The 25,764-nt window shown below is 36.9% G+C and carries 30 protein-coding genes; 17 read left to right on the top strand and 13 right to left on the bottom strand.

What is annotated here, in order from left to right:
* Positions 1–300: 300 nt before the first annotated feature.
* Positions 301–891 (bottom strand): riboflavin synthase, encoded by a 591-nt coding sequence (locus RBU60_RS03825; protein ID WP_308863343.1) that lies wholly within the window; start codon positions 889–891, stop codon positions 301–303.
* Between the two features lie 51 nt (positions 892–942).
* Between RBU60_RS03825 and pdxA the strand changes: the two genes are divergently transcribed.
* From pdxA to accC, 6 genes are all read left to right on the top strand, one after another.
* Positions 943–1,992: a 4-hydroxythreonine-4-phosphate dehydrogenase PdxA gene (gene pdxA, locus RBU60_RS03820; RefSeq protein WP_308863342.1), complete on the top strand. Its 1,050-nt coding sequence runs from the start codon at positions 943–945 to the stop codon at positions 1,990–1,992.
* Between the two features lie 71 nt (positions 1,993–2,063).
* Positions 2,064–2,603, top strand: coding sequence for a YceD family protein (locus RBU60_RS03815; protein ID WP_308863341.1), 540 nt, complete (start codon positions 2,064–2,066; stop codon positions 2,601–2,603).
* Positions 2,604–2,612: 9 nt separating this feature from the next.
* The gene (gene rpmF, locus RBU60_RS03810; RefSeq protein WP_308863340.1) at positions 2,613–2,810 is read left to right on the top strand and encodes a 50S ribosomal protein L32; all 198 of its coding nucleotides are present in this window, start codon (positions 2,613–2,615) and stop codon (positions 2,808–2,810) included.
* A gap of 222 nt (positions 2,811–3,032) precedes the next feature.
* On the top strand, positions 3,033–4,028 hold the full coding sequence (locus tag RBU60_RS03805) for a beta-ketoacyl-ACP synthase III (RefSeq protein ID WP_308863339.1): 996 nt from the start codon (positions 3,033–3,035) through the stop codon (positions 4,026–4,028).
* Between the two features lie 27 nt (positions 4,029–4,055).
* Complete coding sequence (gene accB / locus RBU60_RS03800; RefSeq protein WP_308863338.1) at positions 4,056–4,556, top strand: acetyl-CoA carboxylase biotin carboxyl carrier protein; 501 nt, start codon at positions 4,056–4,058, stop codon at positions 4,554–4,556.
* 91 nt (positions 4,557–4,647) lie between these two features.
* Positions 4,648–6,009, top strand: coding sequence for an acetyl-CoA carboxylase biotin carboxylase subunit (gene accC / locus RBU60_RS03795; RefSeq protein WP_308863337.1), 1,362 nt, complete (start codon positions 4,648–4,650; stop codon positions 6,007–6,009).
* A gap of 420 nt (positions 6,010–6,429) precedes the next feature.
* Here the strand turns inward: accC and RBU60_RS03790 are convergent, their stop codons facing one another.
* Positions 6,430–6,906: an HlyD family secretion protein gene (locus tag RBU60_RS03790; RefSeq protein WP_308863336.1), complete on the bottom strand. Its 477-nt coding sequence runs from the start codon at positions 6,904–6,906 to the stop codon at positions 6,430–6,432.
* A 282-nt stretch (positions 6,907–7,188) separates the two neighbouring features.
* On the opposite strand from RBU60_RS03790, the gene RBU60_RS03785 reads away from it, so the two are divergent.
* From RBU60_RS03785 to RBU60_RS03775, 3 genes are read left to right on the top strand one after another with little or no spacing between them, the layout of a single operon-like run.
* Complete coding sequence (locus tag RBU60_RS03785) at positions 7,189–8,304, top strand: NAD(P)/FAD-dependent oxidoreductase (protein WP_308863335.1); 1,116 nt, start codon at positions 7,189–7,191, stop codon at positions 8,302–8,304.
* Between the two features lie 3 nt (positions 8,305–8,307).
* Complete coding sequence (gene mtgA / locus RBU60_RS03780) at positions 8,308–9,003, top strand: monofunctional biosynthetic peptidoglycan transglycosylase (RefSeq protein WP_308863334.1); 696 nt, start codon at positions 8,308–8,310, stop codon at positions 9,001–9,003.
* Positions 9,000–9,449, top strand: a complete 450-nt coding sequence (locus tag RBU60_RS03775) for a transcription elongation factor (protein WP_308863333.1) — start codon at positions 9,000–9,002, stop codon at positions 9,447–9,449. Before mtgA ends, RBU60_RS03775 begins: the two co-directional genes overlap by 4 nt.
* Positions 9,450–9,609: 160 nt before the next feature.
* On the opposite strand, the gene RBU60_RS03770 is transcribed toward RBU60_RS03775, so the two are convergent.
* A complete protein-coding gene (locus tag RBU60_RS03770) occupies positions 9,610–10,536 on the bottom strand; it encodes an ABC transporter ATP-binding protein (RefSeq protein ID WP_308863332.1) in 927 nt (308 codons plus the stop codon).
* Positions 10,537–10,744: 208 nt separating this feature from the next.
* Entirely contained in the window at positions 10,745–11,731 is a 987-nt protein-coding gene (locus RBU60_RS03765) for an aspartate-semialdehyde dehydrogenase (protein ID WP_308863331.1), read from the bottom strand.
* 136 nt (positions 11,732–11,867) lie between these two features.
* Between RBU60_RS03765 and RBU60_RS03760 the strand changes: the two genes are divergently transcribed.
* Positions 11,868–13,172 carry a hypothetical protein gene (locus RBU60_RS03760; protein WP_308863330.1) on the top strand — a complete coding sequence of 435 codons (1,305 nt, stop codon included), beginning with the start codon at positions 11,868–11,870 and terminating at the stop codon, positions 13,170–13,172.
* A gap of 68 nt (positions 13,173–13,240) precedes the next feature.
* Here the strand turns inward: RBU60_RS03760 and mscL are convergent, their stop codons facing one another.
* Genes mscL through RBU60_RS03745 form a run of 3 tightly spaced genes read right to left on the bottom strand, consistent with a single transcriptional unit; the run spans position 13,241 to position 15,450 of the window.
* On the bottom strand, positions 13,241–13,660 hold the full coding sequence (gene mscL / locus RBU60_RS03755; RefSeq protein ID WP_308863329.1) for a large conductance mechanosensitive channel protein MscL: 420 nt from the start codon (positions 13,658–13,660) through the stop codon (positions 13,241–13,243).
* 51 nt (positions 13,661–13,711) lie between these two features.
* Positions 13,712–14,815, bottom strand: coding sequence for an alanine racemase (gene alr, locus RBU60_RS03750; RefSeq protein WP_308863328.1), 1,104 nt, complete (start codon positions 14,813–14,815; stop codon positions 13,712–13,714).
* On the bottom strand, positions 14,812–15,450 hold the full coding sequence (locus tag RBU60_RS03745) for a thymidine kinase (protein WP_308863327.1): 639 nt from the start codon (positions 15,448–15,450) through the stop codon (positions 14,812–14,814). The genes alr and RBU60_RS03745 overlap by 4 nt, the downstream gene beginning before the upstream one ends.
* A 100-nt stretch (positions 15,451–15,550) precedes the next feature.
* Here RBU60_RS03745 and RBU60_RS03740 point away from each other — a divergent pair, with 100 nt between their 5' ends.
* Complete coding sequence (locus RBU60_RS03740; RefSeq protein WP_308863326.1) at positions 15,551–16,579, top strand: hypothetical protein; 1,029 nt, start codon at positions 15,551–15,553, stop codon at positions 16,577–16,579.
* Positions 16,579–17,250, top strand: a complete 672-nt coding sequence (rsmI, locus tag RBU60_RS03735) for a 16S rRNA (cytidine(1402)-2'-O)-methyltransferase (protein ID WP_308863325.1) — start codon at positions 16,579–16,581, stop codon at positions 17,248–17,250. The genes RBU60_RS03740 and rsmI overlap by 1 nt, the downstream gene beginning before the upstream one ends.
* A 6-nt stretch (positions 17,251–17,256) precedes the next feature.
* On the opposite strand, the gene RBU60_RS03730 is transcribed toward rsmI, so the two are convergent.
* The gene (locus tag RBU60_RS03730; RefSeq protein WP_308863324.1) at positions 17,257–17,667 is read right to left on the bottom strand and encodes a hypothetical protein; all 411 of its coding nucleotides are present in this window, start codon (positions 17,665–17,667) and stop codon (positions 17,257–17,259) included.
* 50 nt (positions 17,668–17,717) lie between these two features.
* Between RBU60_RS03730 and RBU60_RS03725 the strand changes: the two genes are divergently transcribed.
* From RBU60_RS03725 to RBU60_RS03710, 4 genes are all read left to right on the top strand, one after another.
* Entirely contained in the window at positions 17,718–18,284 is a 567-nt protein-coding gene (locus RBU60_RS03725) for a uracil-DNA glycosylase family protein (protein WP_308863323.1), read from the top strand.
* Between the two features lie 35 nt (positions 18,285–18,319).
* Positions 18,320–20,011, top strand: coding sequence for a single-stranded-DNA-specific exonuclease RecJ (gene recJ / locus RBU60_RS03720; RefSeq protein WP_308863322.1), 1,692 nt, complete (start codon positions 18,320–18,322; stop codon positions 20,009–20,011).
* Between the two features lie 258 nt (positions 20,012–20,269).
* Positions 20,270–20,434: a hypothetical protein gene (locus tag RBU60_RS03715; protein WP_308863321.1), complete on the top strand. Its 165-nt coding sequence runs from the start codon at positions 20,270–20,272 to the stop codon at positions 20,432–20,434.
* A gap of 41 nt (positions 20,435–20,475) precedes the next feature.
* Positions 20,476–20,832, top strand: coding sequence for a DUF6686 family protein (locus RBU60_RS03710; RefSeq protein WP_308863320.1), 357 nt, complete (start codon positions 20,476–20,478; stop codon positions 20,830–20,832).
* On the opposite strand, the gene RBU60_RS03705 is transcribed toward RBU60_RS03710, so the two are convergent.
* Together RBU60_RS03705 and RBU60_RS03700 are read right to left on the bottom strand one after the other, a co-directional pair.
* The gene (locus RBU60_RS03705) at positions 20,829–21,581 is read right to left on the bottom strand and encodes a UDP-2,3-diacylglucosamine diphosphatase (protein ID WP_308863319.1); all 753 of its coding nucleotides are present in this window, start codon (positions 21,579–21,581) and stop codon (positions 20,829–20,831) included. The two genes, RBU60_RS03710 and RBU60_RS03705, sit on opposite strands and share 4 nt — an antisense overlap.
* Positions 21,582–21,725: 144 nt before the next feature.
* Positions 21,726–22,175, bottom strand: a complete 450-nt coding sequence (locus RBU60_RS03700) for a 6-pyruvoyl trahydropterin synthase family protein (RefSeq protein WP_308863318.1) — start codon at positions 22,173–22,175, stop codon at positions 21,726–21,728.
* 439 nt (positions 22,176–22,614) lie between these two features.
* Between RBU60_RS03700 and RBU60_RS03695 the strand changes: the two genes are divergently transcribed.
* Positions 22,615–23,256 carry a 2OG-Fe(II) oxygenase gene (locus tag RBU60_RS03695; RefSeq protein ID WP_308863317.1) on the top strand — a complete coding sequence of 214 codons (642 nt, stop codon included), beginning with the start codon at positions 22,615–22,617 and terminating at the stop codon, positions 23,254–23,256.
* Here RBU60_RS03695 and RBU60_RS03690 read toward each other — a convergent pair.
* From RBU60_RS03690 to RBU60_RS03680, 3 genes are all read right to left on the bottom strand, one after another.
* On the bottom strand, positions 23,231–23,455 hold the full coding sequence (locus RBU60_RS03690; protein ID WP_308863316.1) for a hypothetical protein: 225 nt from the start codon (positions 23,453–23,455) through the stop codon (positions 23,231–23,233). The genes RBU60_RS03695 and RBU60_RS03690 overlap by 26 nt on opposite strands.
* A gap of 67 nt (positions 23,456–23,522) precedes the next feature.
* Entirely contained in the window at positions 23,523–24,986 is a 1,464-nt protein-coding gene (locus RBU60_RS03685) for a MoxR family ATPase (protein WP_308863315.1), read from the bottom strand.
* Between the two features lie 295 nt (positions 24,987–25,281).
* Positions 25,282–25,653 (bottom strand): GIY-YIG nuclease family protein, encoded by a 372-nt coding sequence (locus RBU60_RS03680; RefSeq protein WP_308863314.1) that lies wholly within the window; start codon positions 25,651–25,653, stop codon positions 25,282–25,284.
* Positions 25,654–25,764: the final 111 nt, after the last annotated feature.

The raw sequence follows: 25,764 nt of genomic DNA, 5'->3' as shown, positions 1-25,764 counted from the left end.
GGGAGCCCATCTGGGTCCACTGGTAAAATCAAGCACTTACAATTTTTGTAGGTGCTTTTTTTATGTTATGATTTTTTTGGGCGAGAAGTTTATCCCGAGCGAAGCCGAGGGGAGCCCATCTGGGTCCACTGGTAAAATCAAGCACTTACAATTTTTGTAGGTGCTTTTTTTATGTTATGATTTTTTGGGGCGAGAAGTTTATCCCGAGCGAAGTCGAGGGAAGCCCATCTGGGTCCACTGGTAAAATCAAGAAGTTATGAGGTTGTTGTAAAAGCTTTTTTATTTTCAGATAAAGCTAGACTAGCTTCTTAATTCTAAAAGACGCTGAACATACTTTCCTATCACATCAAATTCTAAATTGACAAGCGTTCCTATTTCAAAGCTATTGAAGCTTGTATGCGCATAAGTGTAAGGAATAATCGCAACACTAAACCTATCCTTTTTACTATTCACTACCGTTAAACTCACTCCGTTTACCGTAATAGATCCTTTTTCTATAGTCACATTGCTAAGGGAAGAATCGTAAGTAAAGGTAAAAACATGACTTCCGTTTTCTTCTTTAATTTGAGAGCAAGTAGCCGTTTGATCTACATGACCTTGTACAATATGTCCGTCTAGTCTTGCATTCATTTGCATTCCGCGTTCTAGATTTACTACATCTCCAATCTTTAGTCGAGATAAGTTGGTCTTATCTAGCGTTTCTTTAATGGCGGTTACGGTGTAGCATGGGGTATTGATAGAGGTAACCGTTAAGCAAACTCCGTTATGGGATACACTTTGGTCAATTTTTAATTCTTCCGTAAAGGAAGACTCAAGCTTAAGGTGCAAATTGCCGTCTTCATGGGTTAAATCGACTATTTTTCCGAGTACTTCTACAATTCCTGTAAACATAGTTGTTAATAATTAGTTACCTTTGTTCGAGCAAAAATAGATATTATTTTGATGAAAAAAGCACATAAAATAAGAGTTGGTATAAGTATAGGCGATTTAAATGGGATTGGCAGTGAAGTGATTTTAAAAACTTTCGAAGATCCTCGCATGCTAGACTTTTGTACGCCTGTAGTTTTTGCAAACAATAAACTGCTTTCCTTTTATAAGAAGCACTATAAAATGAATGTCAACTTTCAAGGAGTTGAGAATGCAGAAAAAATTATCGATGGGAAGTTTAATGTCGTAAATGTGTGGAAAGATCATCTTAAAATCAACTTTGGAGAAGAAGATAAATTTTTGGGAGGTTTTACCCTTCAATCTTTGGAGGCGGCAACGCAAGCTTTAAAAGAAGAACATATAGATGTGTTGGTAACGGCTCCTATTAATAAAAATGTAATTCAGTCAGATAAATTTAATTTTCCCGGTCATACCGATTACCTCGCAAAGCACTTAGGAGGCGGAGAAAGCTTGATGTTTATGATTTCTGAAAATCTAAAGGTAGGTTTGCTTACAGATCATGTGCCAGTTAAAGAAGTAGCCAAAGTGATTACGCCTGCGCTTATTGAAAAAAAGATTAAAATTATATCCAGCTCTTTGGAAGCAGATTTTAGAGTGAGAAAGCCTAAAATTGCTGTGTTGGGAATCAATCCGCATAGTGGAGATAATGGGGTGATAGGAAAAGAAGATGAAGAAGTTTTAAAACCCACCCTAAAGAGGTTACGAGATAGAGGAAATTTAGTTTACGGTCCTTATGCTGCGGATAGCTTTTTTGGCACCAAAAATTATCAAAATTTTGACGCTGTAGTTGCGGCTTACCACGATCAAGGCCTTATTCCTTTTAAAACCTTATCCTTTGGAAATGGAGTCAACTTTACTGCCGGATTAGAAAAAATAAGAACCTCTCCAGACCATGGAACGGCCTACGAAATCGCAGGAAAAGGAGAAGCAGATCCTACCTCGTTTAAAGAAGCGGTATTCGCTGCTATTGAAATATTTAGAAATAGAGAAGAGTATAAAGAGCTTACTAAAAACCCGCTAAAAAAGCAGAGCAAAAAATTATAAACATTTTTTGTTGATAAAGATACTTAATTAATTATATTTTATATATTTGCACGCCTGAAATTGACGATGTGATGAAGAAGTTAAAAGAGTTTACCATCCCATTTGTGGGATTGAAATTAGGACGGCACCATTACGATTATCAGATTGATAATACGTTCTTTGAGTTTTTTGAGTACGAAGATTTTAATGATATCGACGCCAAAGTAGACCTAGAGTTTGAAAAAAAACCTACGATGCTTGAGCTCGAGTTTCATATTAAAGGTAGCATTAACATCAATTGCGATGTAACGAATGAGCCTTATAATCAGCCTTTAGAAAATCATATTTCTTTGGTGGTAAAATTTGGAGATGAACTAAATAATGAAAATGAAGAGTTGCTTATTTTGCCCCACGGGGAATACGAAGTAGAAGTGCAACAATACATTTATGAAGCCATTGTGTTGGGAATACCTATTAAAAGGGTTCACCCGGGCGTTGAAGATGGAACTTTAGATTCAGAAATACTTGATAGATTAGAAGAATTAGAACCCAAAATTGGGGAAGAAAAAGCAGAAAATGAGGTAGATCCTCGCTGGAATAAATTAAAGAACCTATTAAACGATAAAAATTAAGACTTAGCTATGGCACATCCTAAGAGAAAAATATCTAAGACCAGAAGAGATAAAAGAAGAACGCACTATAAGGCTAAAGCTCCGCAAGTAGCTACAGATCCTACAACAGGAGAAGCGCACTTATATCACAGAGCTCACTGGCACGAAGGAAAACTTTATTATAGAGGTCAAGTCCTTATTGATAATACAGAAGAAGTTGAAGCTTAGGCATTAAGCTAGGAAAAATACTATCAAAACTCTCGTTCGAAAGACGGGGGTTTTTGTTTTTTTAAGAGCTTTTGTCCTATAAAACGATAAATGATTGAGTTAATAAGTTGAATAAGTGGCAAAAACATATTACTTTGCACCTTAGTTTTAGAAATTAATCAATTTTTCTGAATATAATCAATGTAGGGGAAAACCCTACTTTTGTGAAATAAAATCCTTTTTATGAACAAAATCAAAGCAGCGATAACAGCTGTAGGATCTTACGTGCCCGACGACATTATTACCAATAAAATGTTGGAAGAAATGGTAGAAACCAATGATGAATGGATTACTAGCAGGACAGGTATTAAAGAAAGAAGAGTCTTGAAGGATCCTAATAAAGGAACCTCTTATTTAGGAATACAAGCTGCAAAGAATCTTATAGAAAAAAGTAATATCGATCCTGCAGAGATTGATTTATTAATTTTTGCAACCACTACCCCAGATTTGCCAGTAGCCTCTACAGCAGCTTATACCGCTTCAGCAATAGGAGCTACGAATGCTTTTTCATATGATTTACAAGCCGCATGTTCTAGCTTTCTTTATGGCATGTCAACGGCATCGAGTTATATAGAATGTGGCAGGTATAAAAAAATTATCGTGATTGGAGCAGATAAAATGTCTTCTATCATTGATTATACCGATAGAGCTACGTGTATTATTTTTGGAGATGGGGCAGGAGCCGTACTTTTTGAACCTAATGAAGAAGGCTTAGGCTTTCAAGATGAATATTTAAGAAGTGATGGTGTAGGGAGAGATTTCTTAAAAATTGACGCCGGTGGGTCACTTTTACCAGCGAGCCAAGAAACGGTTGCCAACGGGCAGCATTATGTGCGTCAAGATGGGAAAACGGTCTTTAAGTATGCGGTTTCCAATATGGCAGAAGTCAGTGCAGAAATCATGAAGAGGAATAACCTACAAGAAGAAGACGTTAATTGGTTAATAGCGCATCAAGCTAATAAAAGAATTATAGACGCTACGGCAAAAAGGATGGGACTAAGTGAAGAAAAAGTCCTGATGAATATCGAGCGCTACGGTAATACCACATCAGCAACATTACCTTTATTGTTGAGTGATTTCGAAAAACAATTTAAAAAAGGAGATAATTTAGTATTCGCTTCCTTTGGAGGTGGATTTACATGGGGTTCTATTTATTTAAAATGGGCATATAACTCCTAATTACAAACGACAAAAACCCTTATAATTATGGAATTAAAGGAAATTCAAAATTTAATAAAATTTGTAGCTAAATCTGGAGCTAGCGAAGTGAAATTAGAAATGGATGATATTAAAATCACCATTAAGACTACTTCAGACGAAAAAGAAACAACCTTCGTTCAACAAATCCCAATGGGAGGAATGCAAGGACAAATGCAGGCTCCACAGCAGCAAATGCAACAAGCAGCTCCTGCGCAAGAAGCGCCAGCAGCAACTCAGGATGCACCAGCAGCAGATGATGACTCTAAATACATTACGGTTAAATCACCAATTATTGGTACTTTTTACCGTAAACCTTCTCCAGACAAACCTGTTTTTGCAGAGGTAGGAGATACCATTAAAGAAGGAGATGTAGTATGTATTATCGAAGCGATGAAACTTTTTAATGAAATAGAAAGTGAAGTAAGCGGTAAAATCGTAAAATGTTTGGTAGATGAAGCTTCTCCGGTAGAATTTGATCAGCCATTATTTTTAGTAGATCCATCATAAGAAGTTTTAAAGACTAAAATTTAAATGATACCTCTAATGTTTATCATTTGAACTAGTTGATTATTAAAACTCAAATTTAAAATTTCAAGAGATGTTTAAAAAGATACTAATTGCCAATAGAGGGGAAATTGCACTGCGTGTAATTAGAACCTGTAAAGAAATGGGAATCAAAACCGTGGCGGTATACTCAAAAGCAGATGCAGATAGCTTGCACGTGCGCTTTGCAGATGAAGCGGTTTGTATAGGTCCGGCACCAAGTAATGAGTCTTATTTAAAAATATCAAACATTATCGCTGCTGCGGAAATTACCAATGCAGATGCGATCCATCCTGGATATGGTTTCTTGGCTGAAAATTCTAAATTTTCAAAAATATGCCAGGAACACGATATCAAATTTATTGGGGCATCGCCAGATATGATTGATAGAATGGGAGATAAAGCTTCTGCAAGAGCAACCATGCAATCTGCAGGAGTTCCTTGTATTCCAGGATCTGACGGACTTTTAGAAGATTTTGCAGATTGTCTTAAAACGGCAAAAGCTATGGGCTTTCCAGTAATGCTTAAAGCTACCGCTGGGGGTGGAGGTAAAGGAATGCGTGCGGTATGGAAAGAAGAAGATCTTCAAGATGCTTGGGATTCTGCAAGACAAGAAGCTGGAGCAGCTTTTGGAAATGACGGAATGTATTTGGAGAAGCTCATTGAAGAGCCTCGACATATCGAAATTCAAATTGTAGGAGACAGCAAAGGAAAAGCATGTCACCTTTCAGAAAGAGATTGTTCGATTCAACGTCGTCACCAAAAACTTACCGAAGAAACCCCATCACCATTTATGACCGATGAACTTCGTGAAAAAATGGGAGATGCAGCCGTAAAAGCAGCAGAATATATTAAGTACGAAGGGGCGGGAACTGTAGAGTTTCTAGTAGATAAGCACCGCAACTTTTACTTTATGGAGATGAATACCCGTATTCAGGTAGAACATCCTATTACAGAGCAGGTCATTGATTACGATTTAATTAGAGAGCAAATTTTGGTAGCGGCAAACGTGTCAATCTCGGGGAAAAATTACTTCCCAAAACTGCACTCTATAGAATGTCGTATCAATGCAGAAGATCCTTATAACGATTTTAGACCTTCTCCAGGGAAAATCACTAATTTACACGCTCCAGGCGGGCACGGAGTACGAATAGATACCCACGTTTATAGTGGTTATTCCATTCCGCCCAACTATGATTCTATGATAGCGAAGTTGATTACAACCGCGCAAACTAGAGAAGAAGCCATCAATAAAATGAAGCGTTCTTTAGACGAATTTATAATAGAAGGAGTCAAAACGACCATTCCTTTTCATCGTCAATTAATGGATCATCCAGATTATTTAGCGGGTAATTATACCACGAAATTTATGGAAGATTTTGAAATGGATGAGAAATATAAAGATGAAGTAGAATAATTACTTATATCAATTTATTTGCGACATTATCTTAAGCCCTCAATTAATTTGAGGGTTTTCTTTTTTAGGGCGTTCCCTAAGGCTTGGGCTATACATTATACTTGCTTGCCATTTGGCCGTTTTTTTTTGAGGTTGCGCAAAAGTAATTTCAATGAACTTTAAAATCAAAATATAATATATTGAGTATGTTTACACACAGAAACCACATATTCTGTGAGAAAGTGTGGTCTCTGTGTGGACTCACTGTATTTTCGATGTGGTTGAGCTAGGAAAAAGCTAGATAGAAAAATAAGCTTTATGTTGAATAAAAGTAAAGTAGAAAGACTTGATTAGAAATGAATAGATTATAGCTTAAAAATAACTTATAAGAAAATGGACTTATGGTAAATTAAACTGATCTTTGACATTATGACTTGTTTTTTACCGGGTTAGAACATCTTTAAATGGGTAAAAGAACCGTTCAATTAAACGTAAATCTTCTGTAATAATCTCTGCTGTACTCGACATTTCTTGTCTAAAATCTATTTCTATATCATACGATGTTATCAATTTAGAGGGTAAAGAAACATCAACATTATATAATCCATCAATGTCTGGAACAAGGACAATATTTTTCACTTCTCCTTTTAAAATACCAAATTCGTTATCAGGAAAGTTAGCTAATTTAATATTCACACTTTGTCCTAATCTTATTTTTTTTGAATTTTGAGGAGGTGTTTTTAACCGTGCAATAAATGAAGAATTTTCAATAGAGTAAAAAGTAAAGTCTAAAATTACAATCAAAAAGAAATATCCAATGCGCTTATGCTTCAATTTCTGAATAAAGTCAAACTTTGCTAGCCTAGATAAATCTTGAAAAAATGTATATAAAATGATTAGCGTGATAAAAAATATCACTTGAAATTTTTGTTTTCAAGTGATATGAAAATTAATGTTTTATTAAGGTTGTGTTACTATATCAATGAAGTTATCCCAAACCCTTCTTTTTTAGATATAAGACAACCGTGCACTGTTATTTATAAGAATTAAAAAACAGATTTAATTCATTAAGGAAAGTAAGAAAAAGCAACTTTCCCCTGATTTTTTTATTCTTTATCGTTTTTTGTGCTCCGCAGAAAAAAGAAAGTCGGTTCTTTCTTTAACCTAAAAAACTTCCTTACTTTAGATAAAAAATAAGGAATGAATTTTTCTTACTGGGAAAAAGAGACTTGGTTTAAACAGATTGATTTTACTATTATAGGTAGTGGTATTACGGGTTTAAGCTGCGCTTTGCAATTAAGGAAAAACCACCCTAACGCAAAAATTCTCATTTTAGAACGCGGACTTTTACCCAACGGCGCTAGTACCAAAAATGCTGGGTTTGCTTGCTTTGGAAGTGCGTCTGAGTTGTTAGATGATTTAAAAAACCACTCTAAAGAAGAAATGATTGCTTTGGTTCAACATAGGGTAGGAGGTCTCCAATTACTTAGAGAAACTATTGGAGATACAGCTTTAGAGTTTAAGTCCTACGGCGGCTACGAACTCTTTACGGAAGAAAATAAAACCTTATTTAAAACCTGTGTATCTCAATTAGACGAGCTAAATAATTTGCTGTTTCCTATTTTTAAAAAGAAAGTATTTAGTGTAGTAGATAATAATTTTGGCTTTAAAAAAATTCAGCAACAGCTTATATTTAATCAGTTTGAAGGGCAGCTTAATACCGGAAAAATGATGCAAGCTTTAGTGCAAAAAGTGCATCATGCTAATATTCAAATTTTAAACGGAGTTGAAGTTTTGAAGTACGAAGAAAATCAAAATTCCGTAAAGGTCATCACTAAAAATTTTGAGCTGGAAACTCAAAAACTATGCATTGCTACCAATGGGTTTGCTAAGAAATTAAACATAGATGGGGTTAAACCTGCTAGGGCACAGGTTTTGATTACGAAACCGATTAAAAACCTGCACATAAAAGGAACTTTTCATTTAGAAGAAGGCTATTATTATTTTAGAAATATCGACAACCGTATTTTATTGGGCGGCGGTAGAAACTTAGCTATTAAAGATGAAGAAACCACACAAATGGCGCAAACAACGTTAATTCAGCGAAAGCTAGAAGAATTATTGCGAGAAGTAATTTTACCCGAAACTTCCTTTGAAATCGATCAGCGTTGGAGCGGAATTATGGGGGTGGGCAATCAAAAAAAACCTTTACTAAAAAACCTGTCTCCAAACGTTTTTTGCGGAGTTCGCCTTGGCGGAATGGGTGTGGCAATGGGTAGTTTAGTGGGAAAAGAATTAGCAAATTTAGCTACGTAGCCTATGAAGAGATTTTTAAAATTTATAGGTAAACTTATTTTATGGTTTTTTGGATTCACTATTTTATGGGTAGTGGTTTATAAATGGGTTCCTGTTCCTATAACACCTTTAATGGTCATTAGATATGTTGAAACGCCTTCAGAAAAAAGAAGCGGTTGGCAACACGATTGGGAGCCTATAGAAAACATTTCCGTTAACTTACAAAAAGCAGTGATTTGCAGTGAAGATCAAAACTTCATAAAACACAACGGTTTTGATCTAAAAGCCATAGAAAAAGTAATTCAGAATAGTAAAGACGGAAAACGCTTACGAGGAGCGAGTAGTATTAGTCAGCAAACGGCAAAAAATGTTTTTTTATGGCCGGGAAGAAACTGGCTTAGAAAAGGTTTAGAAGTGTATTTCACCTTTTTAATTGAAACCATTTGGAGTAAAGAACGTATTTTAGAAGTCTATCTAAACAGCATAGAAATGGGCGATGGTGTCTACGGCGCAGAAGCTGCTGCCAACTTTTGGTTTAAAAAATCTGCTAGTCAATTAACAGCTTCACAAGCTGCCGCGATTGCCGCCATATTGCCTAATCCGCTAAGGTATAGAGCAAATCCGCCATCGGGATATATTCAATCTAGAAAAGCTTGGATTACTAAACAAATGGGATATTATGGTCCGTTAAAATTTAATTTAGAAGTAAAGAAAAAGTGAAAGAGAGAGAAGAACTTTTAAAATCTTGTCATACGTATGTAAACGAACGAATACTTCGTTTAGAAACATCGGTTTGGGATTTAGAACGCGATTTAGGAAATGAAACCAAAAGTAGCGCAGGCGATAAATATGAAACTTCTAGAGAGATGATTAATGCCGAGATTTCTCAGCTCGAAAGTCAGTTGCAAGAGTTTAAGAAACTACAAGAAATTTTACAGTTGCCTAATCTACAAAAGAGTGGTAAAAAGATTCAGTTGGGAAGTATAGTTACTACAAGTGCAGCGAACTACTTTTTAGCTATTCCTGCGGGGGAGATTAAGCTGGAGAAGCAAAATTTCTATGGCATTGGCATCAATTCTCCTATCGCCAAACTTTTGCTAGGAAAGCAAAAAGGCGACAGGTTTAATTTCCATCAAGAAGACATAAAAATTTTATCTGTAGATTAAAATCAATTTGGTAGAACTTAAGGCTTGTTGTTTACCAAATATTCTGCGATTTGTACCGCGTTGGTGGCAGCATTTATTCTTAGATTATGGCAACAATACATAATTGTAAAGCTCTAGAATGCGAATGAGCTTTTCGTAAAAGCAATCTAATATATAAACATTAGACGGTGCTCTCAAGGTAAATCTGTTTTCCTTTTTCTAGGGAAACGGGATGCTTAAAAAATACCTGATTTTTGTTCATAAGCGCTTCTATAAGGTAATAACTGCCTTTAAAATACGATTTTAAAACACGGCCTTTCCATCCCTTTTCAATTGTTGAGATCATTAGCTGATGGGGGAATAAAATTCGAGGTTCCTCGTCAATTTCTAATAGATTGACATCACCAAAAAAAGAAGCGACATAGGCATTCTTTGGAGAGTTGAATATAGTTTCGGGTTTTCCGGTTTGTATAAAGCTTCCTTCTCGCATCACTTTTATTTCATTAGAAAAAGAAAGAGCTTCTTCACTATCGTGTGTGGCCGTAATACACGTGATGTTCTCTTGCTTGAGATAGGCGTAAAGATCACGTCTTAAGGCATTTCGTCTAAAATTGTCTATGTGGCTAAAGGGTTCATCGAGCAAAACTAGCTTGGGTTCCTTGGCCATGGCACGTGCTAAAGCAACGCGTTGCTTTTGTCCGCCACTTAGTAACTTAACGTGAGTCTTGGCGAAAGCTGTCATATCAACCACCCTTAAAAGTTCTTCAATGCGTTCTTTTCGTTGCTGCATATAGCGTCGAGAAAGGTGCTTCCCTATATTGTCTTCTACAGAAATATAAGGCATCAGGTCAAAATCTTGCGCGAGGTATTTCATCGCGGGATGACCAGGAATTAAATGATAAGCAGGACCCAGTAGCTTTTCATGGTTCCATAAAATTTCACCTTCAGTTAAATCTAACAAACCATAAATAGCTTTGAGCAATGTAGTTTTTCCGCAGCCACTTTCACCAAGAATACATATATGAGCTCCTTTCTCTACAGAGAAATTAATTGAATTTAAATTGATTTCTTCAGCGTAACTAAAGGAAACATTTTGAAGCTGGAGCATTTTAAGTAGATTTATTTCAAAGATAAGACTTAATCGAAAAGTGCATTCCCGCATCTTTAACTTTATGCAGAAGAATGCTAAGGTTTATAATTTAAGAAACCTATGGAATTAGATTTTACAAAAACTTGATACGAATGGCATCAGCTTTTCCTGGCTCAAACTTATTTGATAAAATAAAAAAATAAGCAATTTCACTTTCGTAAAGAAATTAAAATTTTTGTTCTATCAGGTATTCTGCGATTTGCACCGCGTTGGTTGCGGCTCCTTTCCTTAGGTTATCAGCCACAATCCATAACTGCAAAGCTTTGGGGTGCGAATGATCTTTTCGTATTCTACCTACAAAAACATCATTTTTCCCTTCAGCATAAATAGGCATCGGGTAGGTGTTGACACTCGGATAGTCTTGCAGCGTAATCCCAGGGAAATCCTTTAATGCTTTCTTAATGGCCGTAATTTCAAAGTCTTTTTCAAACTCTATATTCACCGATTCACTATGACCTCCCACCACCGGAATTCTTACTGCAGTCGCCGAAACCAATACGGTATCGTCGGCCAGAATTTTCTTGGTTTCATCGGTAAGTTTCATCTCTTCCTTGGTATAATCATTCTCTAAAAAAACATCACAATGCGGAATCGCGTTGCGGTGAATAGGGTAGGGATAAGCCATTTCTCCAGTTTCTCCTTGGTACTCACGCTCTAGCTGTTGAACGGCTTTTACACCCGTTCCTGTAATGGATTGGTAGGTAGAAACAATTACCCGCTTGATTTTAAATTTATCGTGCAAGGGTTTTAAAGCCATCACCAATTGAATGGTTGAGCAGTTGGGATTGGCGATAATCTTATCTTCTTTGGTAAGGCTGTGGGCGTTAATTTCGGGAACGATTAGTTTTTTGTTGGGATCCATGCGCCAAGCTGAGGAGTTATCGATGACGGTTGTTCCTGCTTCGGCAAATTTTGGCGCCCAGGCTTTAGAAGTTTCCCCTCCCGCCGAAAATAAGGCGATATCAGGTTGTAAATCTAATGCTGATTGCAGATTCATTAGCTTGTATTTTTCTCCTTTAAATTCAATTTCCTTTCCTACAGATCGCTCTGAAGCTACCGGAATCAATTCCGTTAACGGAAAATTACGTTCTGCTAATACTTTTAGAATCACTTGGCCAACCATACCGGTGGCACCGATTACTGCTATTTTCATCTTTGCTGTTTTTTACAAAGATATTATTTCATCGCGCAATAATGAGAAGTATTGCCTATCAAAATATACCCAGTATTGGGTATGGACTTGTATTGGAATATTTTTCATTTTACAATTCACTTTAAAACGTATTCTTATGAAACAGTATGTATGGATATTTAGCGTATTGATTATTTTTTTTAGTGCTTGTTCTGAAGATGATACGGCTCCTAATAATGAGCCTATTCAAAGCCTAGAAGACTTCGACTTAGTCGGAAATTTTATAGGTAATATGTCTGCCGGAAACCTCAATAATTCATTGGAAGGTTCTATCATTGTCGATAATAATTCATTTAAAATTATCACTTTTGGCGGAGAAATCTCTGGAACTGCCGAGCTTAATGGTGGCAATTATATATTGAATAACCTTACGAGCACGGGAGTATTTGAGGGCTCGACTAATGTAAGTGGTCTGATAAATACCGATAATCAAGACCTAAGTATTGATGGGGTTTTTATTGACGATAGCGATTTGATTGTTGAAGGTACTTATACCCAGGAAGAGTCCAGCCAAGCGTTTAGCGATGCCCGCTCAAAATCTATGGTAATTTTTCAAAGTGAGTTTGAGGAAAGCTGCGACGCAACAATTACCATAGATGGAGAAACCATCGGGCCATTAGGTGGATTTTATCAACCAGTAGGCTATTGTGCTTCAAATTCATTACCTAATATAGCACCCTATCCCAATGTAGACTCTCAGGATTCCTATTTGGATTGTCGGGAATTTGTCCTGAGAAATCCTGACACCGGAGAATATAACACGTATGAATTTTGCCCGTTTGCAAACTTCATATTAGACAAAAACACAGCGTACAATTATAGTGTCGCCTGGGAAAACGGTGAATTTTCTAAAGGTTCCTTTACTACTAAAGACGGTGGCCTGGGCTTGGTGGTTTGTTTGGACAATCCCGGGGAAGCTTGTGATGGTGATGGAGGTGGCGAGGATGGCGAACCTGCTATCTTGGTTAACACCATAACGATTGACCCAAATAGAAGTAATACATCAGATAATTTAACGCTCAGTTTTGTCAATACTGTTTATTATAGTGATAACTCTCCGCCAAGCATTGGTTTTGGAGATACAAATGAAGGTACGCGGCTTTTCTTTTCACCACTTACAGAGTTTTCTGAACAAATCTACAATTTACCAGATGAAAGCGTTAATGGTCCTCTATATGCACTTACCATAAATCAAGAGCTGGACAATGAATATGATAACTTATTTGAATTAAATGAAAACCATCACATGTCAACTTCTAAAGGACAAATTGAAGTAGTGGAGTTTGATTTGCAGGCAAGAATTATAGAATTGAGATTTAATGATGTTGTCGCACAAAGGAATGGTTTTGATTCTTTAGATGATTACATCACTTTCTCTGGCACAATTAGAGCACGATTTTAATAATTAGTAAATTGGCAAAAAAAGACCCTGCCTTTTGAGCAGGGTTTTTTTATGGAATTATAAACTTATTATTTTTTTCTTAACTCATCTCTAATCTCCATAAGCAATTCTTCTTGCGTTGGACCTGCAGGCGCAGCTGGCTTTGCTTCTTCTTTTTTCTTCGTTTTATCATAATACTTTAAAAATAAGAAGATAAAGAGACCCACAATAATAAAGTTGATGATCGCCTGTATCAAATTACCGTAAGTGATCACTGCTGCTTTGGCCTCTCTTGCCGCCTCGAGACTCTCATAGTTGACACCGTCTAAAGAAATAAATTTTTTGGTAAAATCGAGTCCGCCGGTTAGCATTCCAATAATGGGAGTGATCACATCTTTTACAACAGAATCTATAATTGTTTTAAAGGCAGCACCAATAACAACTGCTGTTGCTAAAGCGACAATATCACCTTTCATTAAGAATTTTTTAAAATCGCTAAAAAAGCTCATCGTATCATTGATTTGGTTAGTATAAGGATAAAGATAATCTAAATTTTAATTTTATGGAATAATTTTTCTTTTTACCCGTTGAGAGATCGAAGTAATCAGTTCATAGGAAATGGTGCCGGCATTATGAGCAAAATCTTCGGCGCTTTTTTCTTTTCCAAAGAGAATAACTTCGTCTCCTTCCTCGCAATCGATTCCTGAAATATCAATCATAATCATATCCATACATACATTTCCAATGATGGGAGCTAAATGTTTATTGACGGAGACATGTGTTTTTTGCTTGCCGTAAATTCTATTAATCCCGTCGGCGTGGCCTAATGGTAAAGTGGCTATTTTGGTATCTTTCGTGGCTTTAAACATTCTATTATAGCCTACACTTTCTCCTTTTTTAATGTGGTGAATTTGAGAAATAATGGTTTTTAAGGTTCCAATAGGAATGAGTTGTTGGTCTATTTCTTTAGAATTTCCGTAGCCGTAAAGACCAATTCCCGTTCTCACCATATCAAAATGAGCTTCGGGATAATTTAAAATTCCGCTGGTATTGCACAAATGTCTTAATGGAGCGTAACCTAAATGGGCTATAATTTTTTCACTTACTTTTTTAAAGGTGTCCATTTGATGCTGGGTAAACTCTTTTTCTTTAGGGTCTTCGCTAGCGGCAAAATGCGAAAATATGCCGTCTACTTTAGTGCTCGAAGTTTGTTTTAGTTTCTCTAGAATCATTGGGGCTTCCTCGGGGTCAAAACCCAGTCGATTTAAACCCGTATTCAGTTTGAGGTGAATAGGATAATCATGTTGCTGATTTTCTTCCGCGGAAGTGATAAAATGATTCAGCACAAACTCGCTATAAATACTAGGGATAAGACAGTGATCTATAATTTCTTGAAAGTGAGTAGACTGTGGGTGAAGCACCAAAATAGGTTGGGTAATACCGTCTTCTCTTAAATCGATTCCCTCTTGAGTGTAGGCCACTGCAAAATAATCTACGCCTAAGGCTTCTAGTTTTTTTGCTAAAGTAACCGAATCACTTCCGTAAGCAAAAGCTTTAATTACGGCCATTTTTTTTACGTTCTCCTTTACTTTAGCAGCAAGGAAACGGTAGTTATGTTCTAAGGCTTTTAAATCTATTTCGAGAAGGGTTTCTGAAGGTTTCATAGCTTTTTTTCTTTTGGGAGAACCTCACTGATTTCAACATCCATTTTTCTCACTTTTTGATCGCGCATCGCTTTGTAGTAAGCAGCTCTACTTAGGGGTTCGTATTCTTCGGTTTCTCCAAGGAGCACTAAATCTTTACTGGTTGCTTTCCTAAAACTGTACTGCGCCAAGTTTCCAGTTCGTGTACAAACGGCGTGCACTTTGGTTACATATTCTGCCGTGGCCATAAGGTTGGGCATAGGGCCAAAGGGATTGCCTTTAAAATCCATATCTAAACCAGCAACCACTACCCGAATGCCTTTATTGGCCAAATCGTTACAAACGCTAACAATTTCATCGTCAAAAAATTGGGCTTCATCAATGCCTACCACATCGCAAGCATCGGCGAGAAGCCTAATATTGGCAGCAGCAGGCACGGGAGTTGACCTAATTTCATTCGCATCGTGAGAAATCACCAGCTCATCATCATAACGAATGTCTATGGCGGGTTTAAAAATTTCTACTTTTTGTTTGGCAAATTGAGCACGTTTTAACCTGCGAATGAGTTCTTCAGTTTTTCCAGAGAACATACTTCCACAAATTACTTCAATCCATCCAAATTGCTCTTCGTGATTTACGGTATTTTCAAGAAACATTTTGTAATTTTCAGCATTCAACAGGAAAATTCCTGTAATAATAAAGTTGAGATAAATTTACTAAAAATTAGGCTGCACAAGCAAAGTAAATCATAAAGTTATGAAGAAGACCTTAGAAGCAGAGCTTATGAGTATAGCTCATAGAATTTTGCAATTAAAAAACAAAGCAGATGTTCATGAACTAAAAGCGGTAACAGGTGTGTTGTACGAAAAGCTCTCGGTGCTTTCGTTTACCGAAAAGCATTTTGACGGACCCCAGCCTACCATTGGAAAAAAAGATATTGAAAAAGCCTTAACGGAAGAAAATGTTGAGCCTCAAGCGGAAGCAATACCTTCTCCTATAGAAGAAGAAAAACAGGAAATAATCAAGGATCATACGGAAGCCACCACTGAACCGAATACGGAAGAAAATACCGAAGAAGCAGAAGAAATTTTTGCAGATACATCTTCTAAAGCTTCAGACGTAGAGCAGGTGCTCGAAGGTATTTTACCTCAGGCCGAAGAAGAAACAAAGGATGAGTTTAGAAGCTTGGGAGGAGTTCATTTTGACGATTTACCCCAATTTGAGAGACCTTCTGAAGTAAAGAAAACAGAAGAAATTAAAGTAGAAGAGATTTCAGAAGCAGAGGCTATAGTAGAAAAAAAGCCTATTTCAGAAACCTTAAAAGAAGAAGTTTCAGTAGAAGAAGCTTCTCAACAAGAACCAGAATTTTTAAAAGAAGAAGTTCAGCCAGAAGCAAAAACCGAAGTAGCGAAAGACGAGATAGAGCAAGCAAAGGATGAAGGTTCACTTACCGATGAGCAACAGAATCTCTTTGGAATCATGCCAGAGTTTGAGCGCAAAGAAGATTTTAACAGTAAGCATTCTGCAAAGAAAAAATCCCTGAATGATCAACTTAAAAAAGGAATTCAGATAGGTTTAAATGATCGCTTAAGTTACATCAAACACCTTTTTGATGGGGATGCCGCAGATTATAACCGCGTACTTTCTCAATTGAATACCGTTGAAAGCCTTCCAGAAGCTCAACGTTTTATTCACGATGTGGTAAAACCAGATTATAAGAATTGGGAAAATAAGGAGGTGTATGAAAATCGTTTTCTACAAGCTATTGAAAACAAATATGCCTAATGGGAAAGTTATTCATCGTTCCTACGCCCATAGGTAATCTGGAGGATATGACTTTTAGAGCCGTAAGAGTGCTCCAAGAAGTCGATTTTATCTTAGCAGAAGATACGCGAACTAGCGGAAAACTTTTAAAGCATTTTGAGATCACGACGCAAATGCACAGCCATCATATGCACAATGAGCATAAGACCTTGCAAATGATCGTAGATAGAATTAAGCACGGAGAAAATGCAGCTTTAATTAGCGATGCGGGAACCCCAGCGATTTCAGATCCGGGGTTTCTGTTAACGCGTGCTTGTGTAGAAGAAAACATAGAAGTAGACTGCTTGCCAGGCGCTACCGCTTTTGTTCCCGCCTTGGTAAATAGCGGACTCCCAAACGATAAGTTTGTTTTTGAAGGTTTTTTGCCCGTTAAGAAAGGAAGACAAACCCGACTTAAACTCTTAGCAGAGGAAACGCGGACTATGATTTTTTATGAATCGCCACATAAGCTTTTAAAAACCCTGCAGCATTTAATCGATTATTTTGGAGAAGAGCGGCAAGCTTCGGTTTCTAGAGAGATTAGTAAACTGCACGAAGAAACCCAACGAGGAAGCCTACACGAAGTATTAGATTACTATACTCAAAAGCCTCCCAAAGGAGAAATTGTGCTTATTGTAGACGGAAAGAAATAAAAATTTTTAGCTAGGAGGAGCCAACGCATTCAGTAATTTTTCGAAATAGATTTGGTCGTCTTTATGGTAATCTTCTAAATCGATGCTTAGGTTTTCATCTTCTTTTAATTGAATCTCCAATACCTGCTCTACGAGAAGAGCTTTGATTAAAAGCGTGTTCTTAATCTTATTGCTTTCTGCATTTAATTTATATTTTACAAACGCAGGATCGTACACCACTTGATTCTTTTTTACTCTAGAAATAAAGAAAATGTAAGCTATAATGAGGTTAGCAGCGACAACTAAATAGAAGTACATAAAGTTTTCTGAAGTGAAATAGCCTATTAAACCTATGACAAGCAGAATAAAACCTATGAGCACAAAAACAAAAATTTTCAACACATTGCGTTGTTTAAATTGAATAGGAATTGCAGACATAGATCTTAGCTTTAAACAGAAATTCAAAAATAATAAACTTAAGCCAACACGTGAAAGAACTCTTAACTAATATTATAAATTGCACGCTTTGCAAAGAACACTTGCCTTTAGAACCTAAACCAATTCTAAGAGCACACAAAGATTCTAAAATTGTTCTTATTGGTCAGGCTCCTGGGAGAGTGGTACACAAATCGGGTATCGATTGGGATGATCAAAGCGGGAAACAATTAAGAAAATGGTTAGGCGTAAGTGAGGAGACTTTTTATAGAGATAAAAATTTTGCCATTTTACCTATGGCTTTTTGCTACCCTGGGAAAGCAAAAACCGGAGATTTACCACCAAGAAAAGAATGCGCACCGCAATGGCATCAAAGTGTGATAGATCATTTTGAAAGCGACCCTCTATATATTTTAATAGGTTCTTATGCCTGTAAGTATTATTTGGAAGGAAAAGAAAACCTAACGCATCGCGTAAAAAATTACCACCACTATTTACCTCAGTATTTCCCCATTCCGCATCCTTCCCCGGTGAATAGATTTTGGAGATCAAAAAATCCTTGGTTTGAAACGGAAACGGTTCCTCAATTGCAGCAGCTTATTAAAAATAAACTTTCGTAACTTTATAGATTATTTCAATTTCTTAAATCAATCTCATGCGCTGGACGCTCGCCCCAAAACCAGATCCTCAAAAAGTAGCACAGCTTCAAAGCAGTTTAAACGTTGACAAAGCGGTGGCTTATCTTTTGGTTTTAAGAGGCATTGAGACCTTTGAGGAAGCCAGAAATTTTTTTCGTCCGCAATTAGGACATTTGCACGATCCTTTTTTGATGAAAGATATGGATGTGGCGGTGAAGAGGATTCAGCAAGCCATAGCCCAAGAAGAATTGATTATGGTGTATGGCGATTATGATGTAGATGGTACTACGAGCGTCGCCTTGATGAGTTCTTATTTAAAAACGGAGACCAGCTTGGTCACCACCTATATTCCTGATCGCTATAAAGAAGGTTACGGAATTTCTTATGCCGGAATAGATTATGCTCACGACAATGGGATCCACCTGATTATTGCTTTAGACTGCGGAATAAAAGCCGTAGAAAAAGTAGCCTACGCCAAAGAAAAAGGAATTGATTTTATTATTTGCGATCATCACCGTCCTGGCAATGAAATTCCCCAAGCAGTGGCGGTTTTAGACCCTAAGCGAGAAGATTGCACCTATCCTTATAAAGAGCTTTGCGGCTGCGGAGTAGGTTTTAAATTGATTCAAGCCTTAGAGCAATTAAAAGGAAATTCTGTACAAACGCTTGCTCCGTATTTAGATTTGGTGGCCACAGCCATTGGAGCAGATATTGTTCCCATTACCGGAGAGAATAGGATTTTAGCACATCACGGTTTACATGTGATTAATACGCTTCCGCGGAAGGGTTTTAAGGCTATTATCAATCAGATAAAAAAAGAAAGTCTTACGATAACCGATGTGGTTTTTATCATCGCTCCTAGAATTAATGCCGCCGGAAGAATGAAACACGGCTTGCATGCCGTCGACTTATTAACCGAAGAAGATGAAGCACAAGCCGAAACATTTGCCAAAGAAATAGAAAACTACAATACCGAAAGAAAAGCAGAAGACCGAAGCATCACCGAGATGGCGTTGGAGCAAATTATAAGCAACAAAGAAGAAGACAAATCTACGACGGTAGTCTACCAAGAAGATTGGCATAAAGGCGTGATAGGAATTGTCGCTTCCCGCTTAACCGAAACGTATTATAGACCCACGCTCGTTTTTACCAAAAGCGGAGAGAAATTAGCGGCTTCGGCACGATCTGTAAAAGGTTTTGATGTCTACAATGCGCTAGAAGCTTGTCAAGAACATATAGAACAATTTGGCGGCCATAAATATGCGGCAGGATTAACCTTACACGAAAACCAATATGAAAACTTTAAGCAAAAGTTTGAAGAAGTGGTTGCTGCCAGCATAGAACCTCATATGCTCACGCCCGAAATTAAAATAGACTTGGAAATCTCCTTAGAGGAAATCACCGATAAATTTTATAGAATTCTGAAGCAATTCGCTCCCTTTGGACCTGGAAATATGGCCCCGACTTTCTTCACCCCAAAACTAACAGATAGCGGTTTTGCAAAAGCGGTGGGCAAAGAAGGAGATCATTTAAAATGTAGTGTACAACAACTTCCTAATCCAAGAAGCATCGGCGGTATAGGATTTAATTTGGGAAAAAAAATAAGCATCGTTTCTAAGAAAATCCCCTTTGACGCGGTATATTCTATAGACGAAAATGAATGGAACGGAAATGTTAGTCTTCAATTGAAATTGAAAGATATTCGGTAAATTAATCTCAACATTTAAAACCATTGTTGTTCGGTAAAGAACCTAGACCCTGCCTGCGGCAATTAGAACCAAGAACCAAGACCTAATTGTAACTATTTGATAAACAGTAGTAATTTAAAATAAAAATATCCTCTCGCTATCGATAAAATCAATTTTCAAAAAAGCAAGGTATTCATTTGTAGAATCTTATTAGTTTCCACACATTTTAAGAGCTCATCAATGTTACCTTATTACTAATGATTTAAAACCTAAAAAACGATGAAAAAACCTTATCTAGATTTACTAGTGATTATTTTTTTAGCTGGATTTGCCATACTGGCTAATGAAATGGGCTGGTGGCAAGATTATACCGCCTTTGTGATGGTTCCTCTTTTATTCGCTTATTTTATAGGTAAAGAAGTTGCGAAGAGACAAATAAAATAAAAACACAAAATTATTTAGAACAGATATAAATAATAGTATCTTTGATTTTAAAAGAAGGAATGAAGGACATCGATATTATATACAAGACCAAGTATGGGATTTCTTTCTATTGGAAAACCCAGCAAGATAAGATTCAGTTGGTTTTTAGAGATATGGGTTTCTTTTTGAAGGAAGAAGAAGTGAAAATATTCCACAAAAATGTGATGGAAGCGGTAGAGCAAGGTTGTTGTTCGCAATGTAAAACGCCAAAAGACTGTAAATCTATTCTGCTAAAAACACCTTCTTCCAAAATAGAATTAGCAGTAAGTAAACAAGAGCTGAAAGAGATACATAAGTTTTTGAGCGCTACGTTATTTCATATGGAGATAAAAAAATACCTTGCACTATCTGCGAACTAATATTCTTTTAATTCAAATTCTTTTCCATCAAAAGTGCCATAGGTATAATACGTAATCCAATCGCCTAGGTTGTGGTAGGTAGAATTTTCTCCTACTTCGATACTCAGAGGTAAATGCCGGTGCCCAAATACAAAGTAATCGTAGTGTCTGGTTTCTAATTTCCGTTTGGCATATTGTACGAGCCATTCCTTTTCTTCACCCAAGAATTTGGCGTCTTCATCGCCCGAAATCAATTTATTCTTCACCGAAAGGTGCTTTGCCAAAGGCACGCCCAAATCTGGGTGAAACCAACGATACAGCCATTTAGAAAACCGATTGGTAAAGACTTTTTTCATGCGTTTGTAGCCTTTGTCTCCCGGCCCTAAACCGTCACCGTGACCAATAAGAAAGGTTTTATTATTAAAGACAAATTCTTTGGGTTGGTGGTAAACGGGGATATTTAATTCGTCTTGAAAATAAGAATCCATCCATAAATCATGATTGCCTACAAAGAAATAGATGGGAATACCGCTGTCGCGGATTTCGGCGAGTTTCCCTAAAACCCTTACAAAACCTTTGGGAACGACGTGTTTATATTCAAACCAAAAATCGAAGAGGTCGCCCAATAGAAAGATGGCTGCAGCATCTTCTTTGATTTCATCTAGCCATTGTACAAACTTTTTCTCCCTAGGTTTGCTCAGCTCTTTTGTGGGTGCGCCTAAGTGATTGTCGCTGGAGAAATAGATTTTTTTTCCTTCGAGAATGTGCATAGTCTTCGTTATTGAGCTCAAATATACTTATTTCTTAGCAAGATTTTTTTTGCGTTAGGGATTGTAATGAAAATCCTTTTATCTTTTTTTTAGAAAAAAAGGATAAAAGATTGCAATGTAAAGCCCGACCCGCAGGGAAACGCCCTAATTATCACTCGCAAACCACTCGGCAAAACTAGTATCTGTTTCTTGCAATCTTAGGCTATGTAATTTAATGTCTGTGGGAAGTCTTGACTTAATCTTTTGAGCAAAATCGATGATCATTTGTTCACTGGTAGGTTGATATTCTACCAAAATCACATTGTGATCTCTCTTGATAAGCTCCTCTGCCAGTTCTAGGTGAGGGGTGTTTTTATTGAGTACGGTGGCGTGATCAAAACGGTCTACAATCTCTTCTTTCACGATTTTTTTGAGGTCGCCAAAATCGATCACCATGCCGTTTTTAACGTTTTCGCTATCATTAATTGGCTCGCCAATAACGCTAACATTAAGCTTATAACTGTGGCCGTGAACGTTTTTGCATTTTCCGTCATAACCGTAAAGGGCATGCCCGGTTTCAAAATTAAACTGTTTGGTAATGCGAATTTTACTCATTATTTCTTGAATTTATTGTACAAAACGACAACGACTACGGCTATTCCTAGAATTAAAAAAAGTCCGGGGCCACTTAAAAATTGTAATACTTCCACGTAAGTTCGTATTTGGTTGAAGCTGCAAAGTTAAGCTTTATACCAAATTAAACAGATAATGTCGCTATTAAATCGTTTCTTTTATGACTTACTTTTCATTAAAAATGATAACCGTAGCAAAGGCTATGCTAATCATTTTTAACTTCAATTAAGCATAAAATAATTCAATTTATTCATACGACATTACGTATTCAAATTGGTATTACTATGTGGTTTATTACTCTCATTATTAACGCGGCGGCTGCTATTTTTAAAGTCTTTACCAGACATTCATTATTTACAAATTAATTTGGAAAACGAGAGAAAAAAGAAGTAATATTACCGGGTTATTTTAATAATTTTTCATGGAAAATCAAGAGCTGTTTGAGCAGGTAGATTTTAAGGTGAATCCTCAATACGAAAAGATAATTGAAGAGCTTTTACGGCAACAATACAGCATCACCGATACTTTTTTTGAGGCTTCGGAAATTGAAATTTTGCGTACAGCAACTTTAGGGAAGTTAGAAGAGGACCAATTTAAAAAGGCGGCCATTGGAAACCGTACCAACGAAGTCATCGCAAAAACGATACGTGGAGATTTTATCTTGTGGATGGATGAACAAAAAGCAGATGCTGCCGAAAAGGTATTTTTTTCTAAAATCAACCCCTTGGTGAATTACCTTAATGCGACCTGTTTTATGGGCATTTTGCACAAAGAGTTTCATTATGCAGTGTATCCAACAGGAACATTTTACAAACGTCATTTAGATGCTTTTCAAAACGATTCGCGTAGAAAACTTTCTATGGTGTGTTATTTAAATGAAGAAAACTGGCTAAAAACAAATGGCGGCGAACTCGTCATTTATAAACCAGATGGCACAGAAGAAATCATTTATCCTTTGCCAGGAAGAGTGGTTATTTTTGAAAGTCAGCTTTTAGAGCATGAAGTCAAAGTGGTTAAAAACGACCAGCGATTAAGTATTACGGGTTGGTTGAAGACTCGTTAGCTTTTCGTTGCGCTTCTTCTCTCTTTGCTTGACGTTCTTTTTTCATCTTTTTAGAATACATAAGAACCACTAGGGCAATTACTACTACTGCGGTGACGTAAAACCAGTTGGCCACCATAAAATCTCCAAAAGTGTACCAACCAAACTGTTGGTTGGTACCTGTTTCTTCTGGATTAGGAATTTGAGTTTGTAAAAACATAGATTGATTTTTACGGAAGATAAAAAGATTTTAAGAGAACACCCCTATTTTAGCGAAGCTTTAACCCTTACAAATTATTGATGTAGTTTCCATATAAATCTTGAAACTGGTTCCCTTCAGCAAATTCATGCTTGCTTAATTTTTGATGGGCAGCCAATCCCCAAAGTACCATTTCCATCATGAAAAAGCGTTCTTCCTCGGGCAAATTAGGCACATATTGGTCTACCAATTTGGGTAAAGGCTCTATATTCATCAAAGCTTTTTGATATTCTTTATCGCTTAAATCTGAAGTTAAGACCACCCCTTCTTGATTAAAAAACCAATGGAGCAAATCGTCGTAAGATGTTTCTTCGTCTTGCTTTTGAAGCTTTTCTATCTTCGGAAATTTTTGGAGGAATAAGGTTTTTACTGCTTGCGTCATCAGTTCTTTGGCCACAAAATCGGCTCCTTCTTGCTCTCCCTCATAAACCAACTCTACTTTCCCTGTAATGGCAGGAATTATTCCTGTAAAGTCACTTAATCGGAGCGAAGTTTTTTCTTCACCCAGTAGAATGGCTCTGCGCTCTGCCGTACTCAATAAATTTTGAAAAGCGGTAATGCTCATTCGGGCACTAATTCCGCTTTTTACATCGACATATTCGCTTTTTCTAGCCTCAAAACTTATCTGCTCTAAAACATCTTTGGCGATTTCGGGAACCATAACTCGTTGATGCTGACTTTCTTCTAGACGAACTTCTTGAGCGGTAATTTTCTTAGCGGTTTCAATATCCTGCGGATAATGGGTTAGAATTTGAGAACCAATTCTATCTTTTAAAGGCGTTACAATGCTTCCGCGGTTGGTGTAATCTTCTGGGTTAGCGGTAAAAATAAACTGTAGGTCTAAAGGCATTCTCAATTTAAACCCCCGTATTTGAATATCGCCTTCTTGTAAAATATTAAATAGTGCCACTTGTATTCTCGCTTGTAAATCTGGCAGCTCGTTAATTACAAAAATACTTCTATTGGCACGCGGAATCATTCCGAAATGAATCACCCTGTCATCGGCGTAGCTTAATTTCAGGTTGGCGGCTTTAATGGGATCCACATCTCCAATTAAATCGGCTACCGTCACATCTGGCGTCGCTAATTTTTCTGCAAAGCGATCTTCCCTGTGCAACCAAGTGATGGGCGTATCATCGCCTTTTTCTTCCAAAGTTTGTCTCGCATATCTAGAAATGGGATGAAAAGGATCGTCATTAATTTCAGAACCTTCCACCACGGGAATATACTCGTCTAACAACTGAATCATCAACCTCGCAATTCTTGTTTTTGCTTGTCCGCGTAAACCCAAGAGGTTAATATTGTGCTTAGAAAGAATGGCGCGTTCCAGTTCTGGAATCACGGTTTTTTCGTACCCGTGGATGCCTTCAAACACGTTCTCTTTCTTCTTTATTTTTTCAATCAAATTTTGGCGCAACTCCTCTTTTATACTCTTGCTTTGGTAGTGGGCTTCCTTTAGTTGTCCAAATGTTTTTATCTCTGTTAAGTTCATTATTCTTATTTATTTTTTTGGGCGCATCCCTATCGGGTCAGGCTTTCGCGAGTCGCTTTTTTACATTTTTGCGCTGCAAAAATGTAAAAAGAGCTTCAACAAATCGCTCTATCCCTTGCGCATTTTTTGTTTATTAATTCGAGTTAATTTTTGAACGCTAAGATTTCTCGACTCCGCTCGAGGCGACAACTTCATGTTTTCTCTAGCTGTCACCCTGAGCGGAGTCGAAGGGTATTAGTCATTCTTTATTCCGGTTATTATTTTTGTCAGATCGAGCGGAGTCGAAGGGTATTAGTCATTCTTTATTCCTGTTATTATTTTTTGTCAGATCGAGCGGAGTCGAGATCTCACCATTACTTAATTTATGTTTTGAATGTGTCATATTCCTGCATTCCGATAATAATTGGAGCTTATCAAAATCTCCATGTATCAAAGCTTGCTTTTTCTTAGAACTCCATTTTTTTATTTTTTTTTCGAAATAAATCGCTTGCTGTACATCTTTAAACTCTTGATGAAACACTAGTGTTATTGGGCGTCTTTTATATGTAAAACAAGTTCTATTTAATCCTTTTTGATGTTCTTCTATTCTACGGGAAAGATTATTTGTAAATCCTGTGTAAAGCAATCCGTCAGAACATTCAAGTAGGTAAACAAAATAAGTTTTCATGACGTAATTAAATGCTTTTTTTATAATCCTCTTTTGTCTGGTCGAGCGGAGTCGAGACTTTCTTTCACACATTAATTCTAACTATACTAAAAAATTGCGACCTCTCGACTC

Origin of the sequence: Mesonia profundi, assembly GCF_031085155.1 — a bacterium.
GTDB classification, from domain to species: Bacteria; Bacteroidota; Bacteroidia; order Flavobacteriales; family Flavobacteriaceae; genus Mesonia; species Mesonia profundi.
This window is presented reverse-complemented; position numbering and strand designations above follow the sequence as displayed.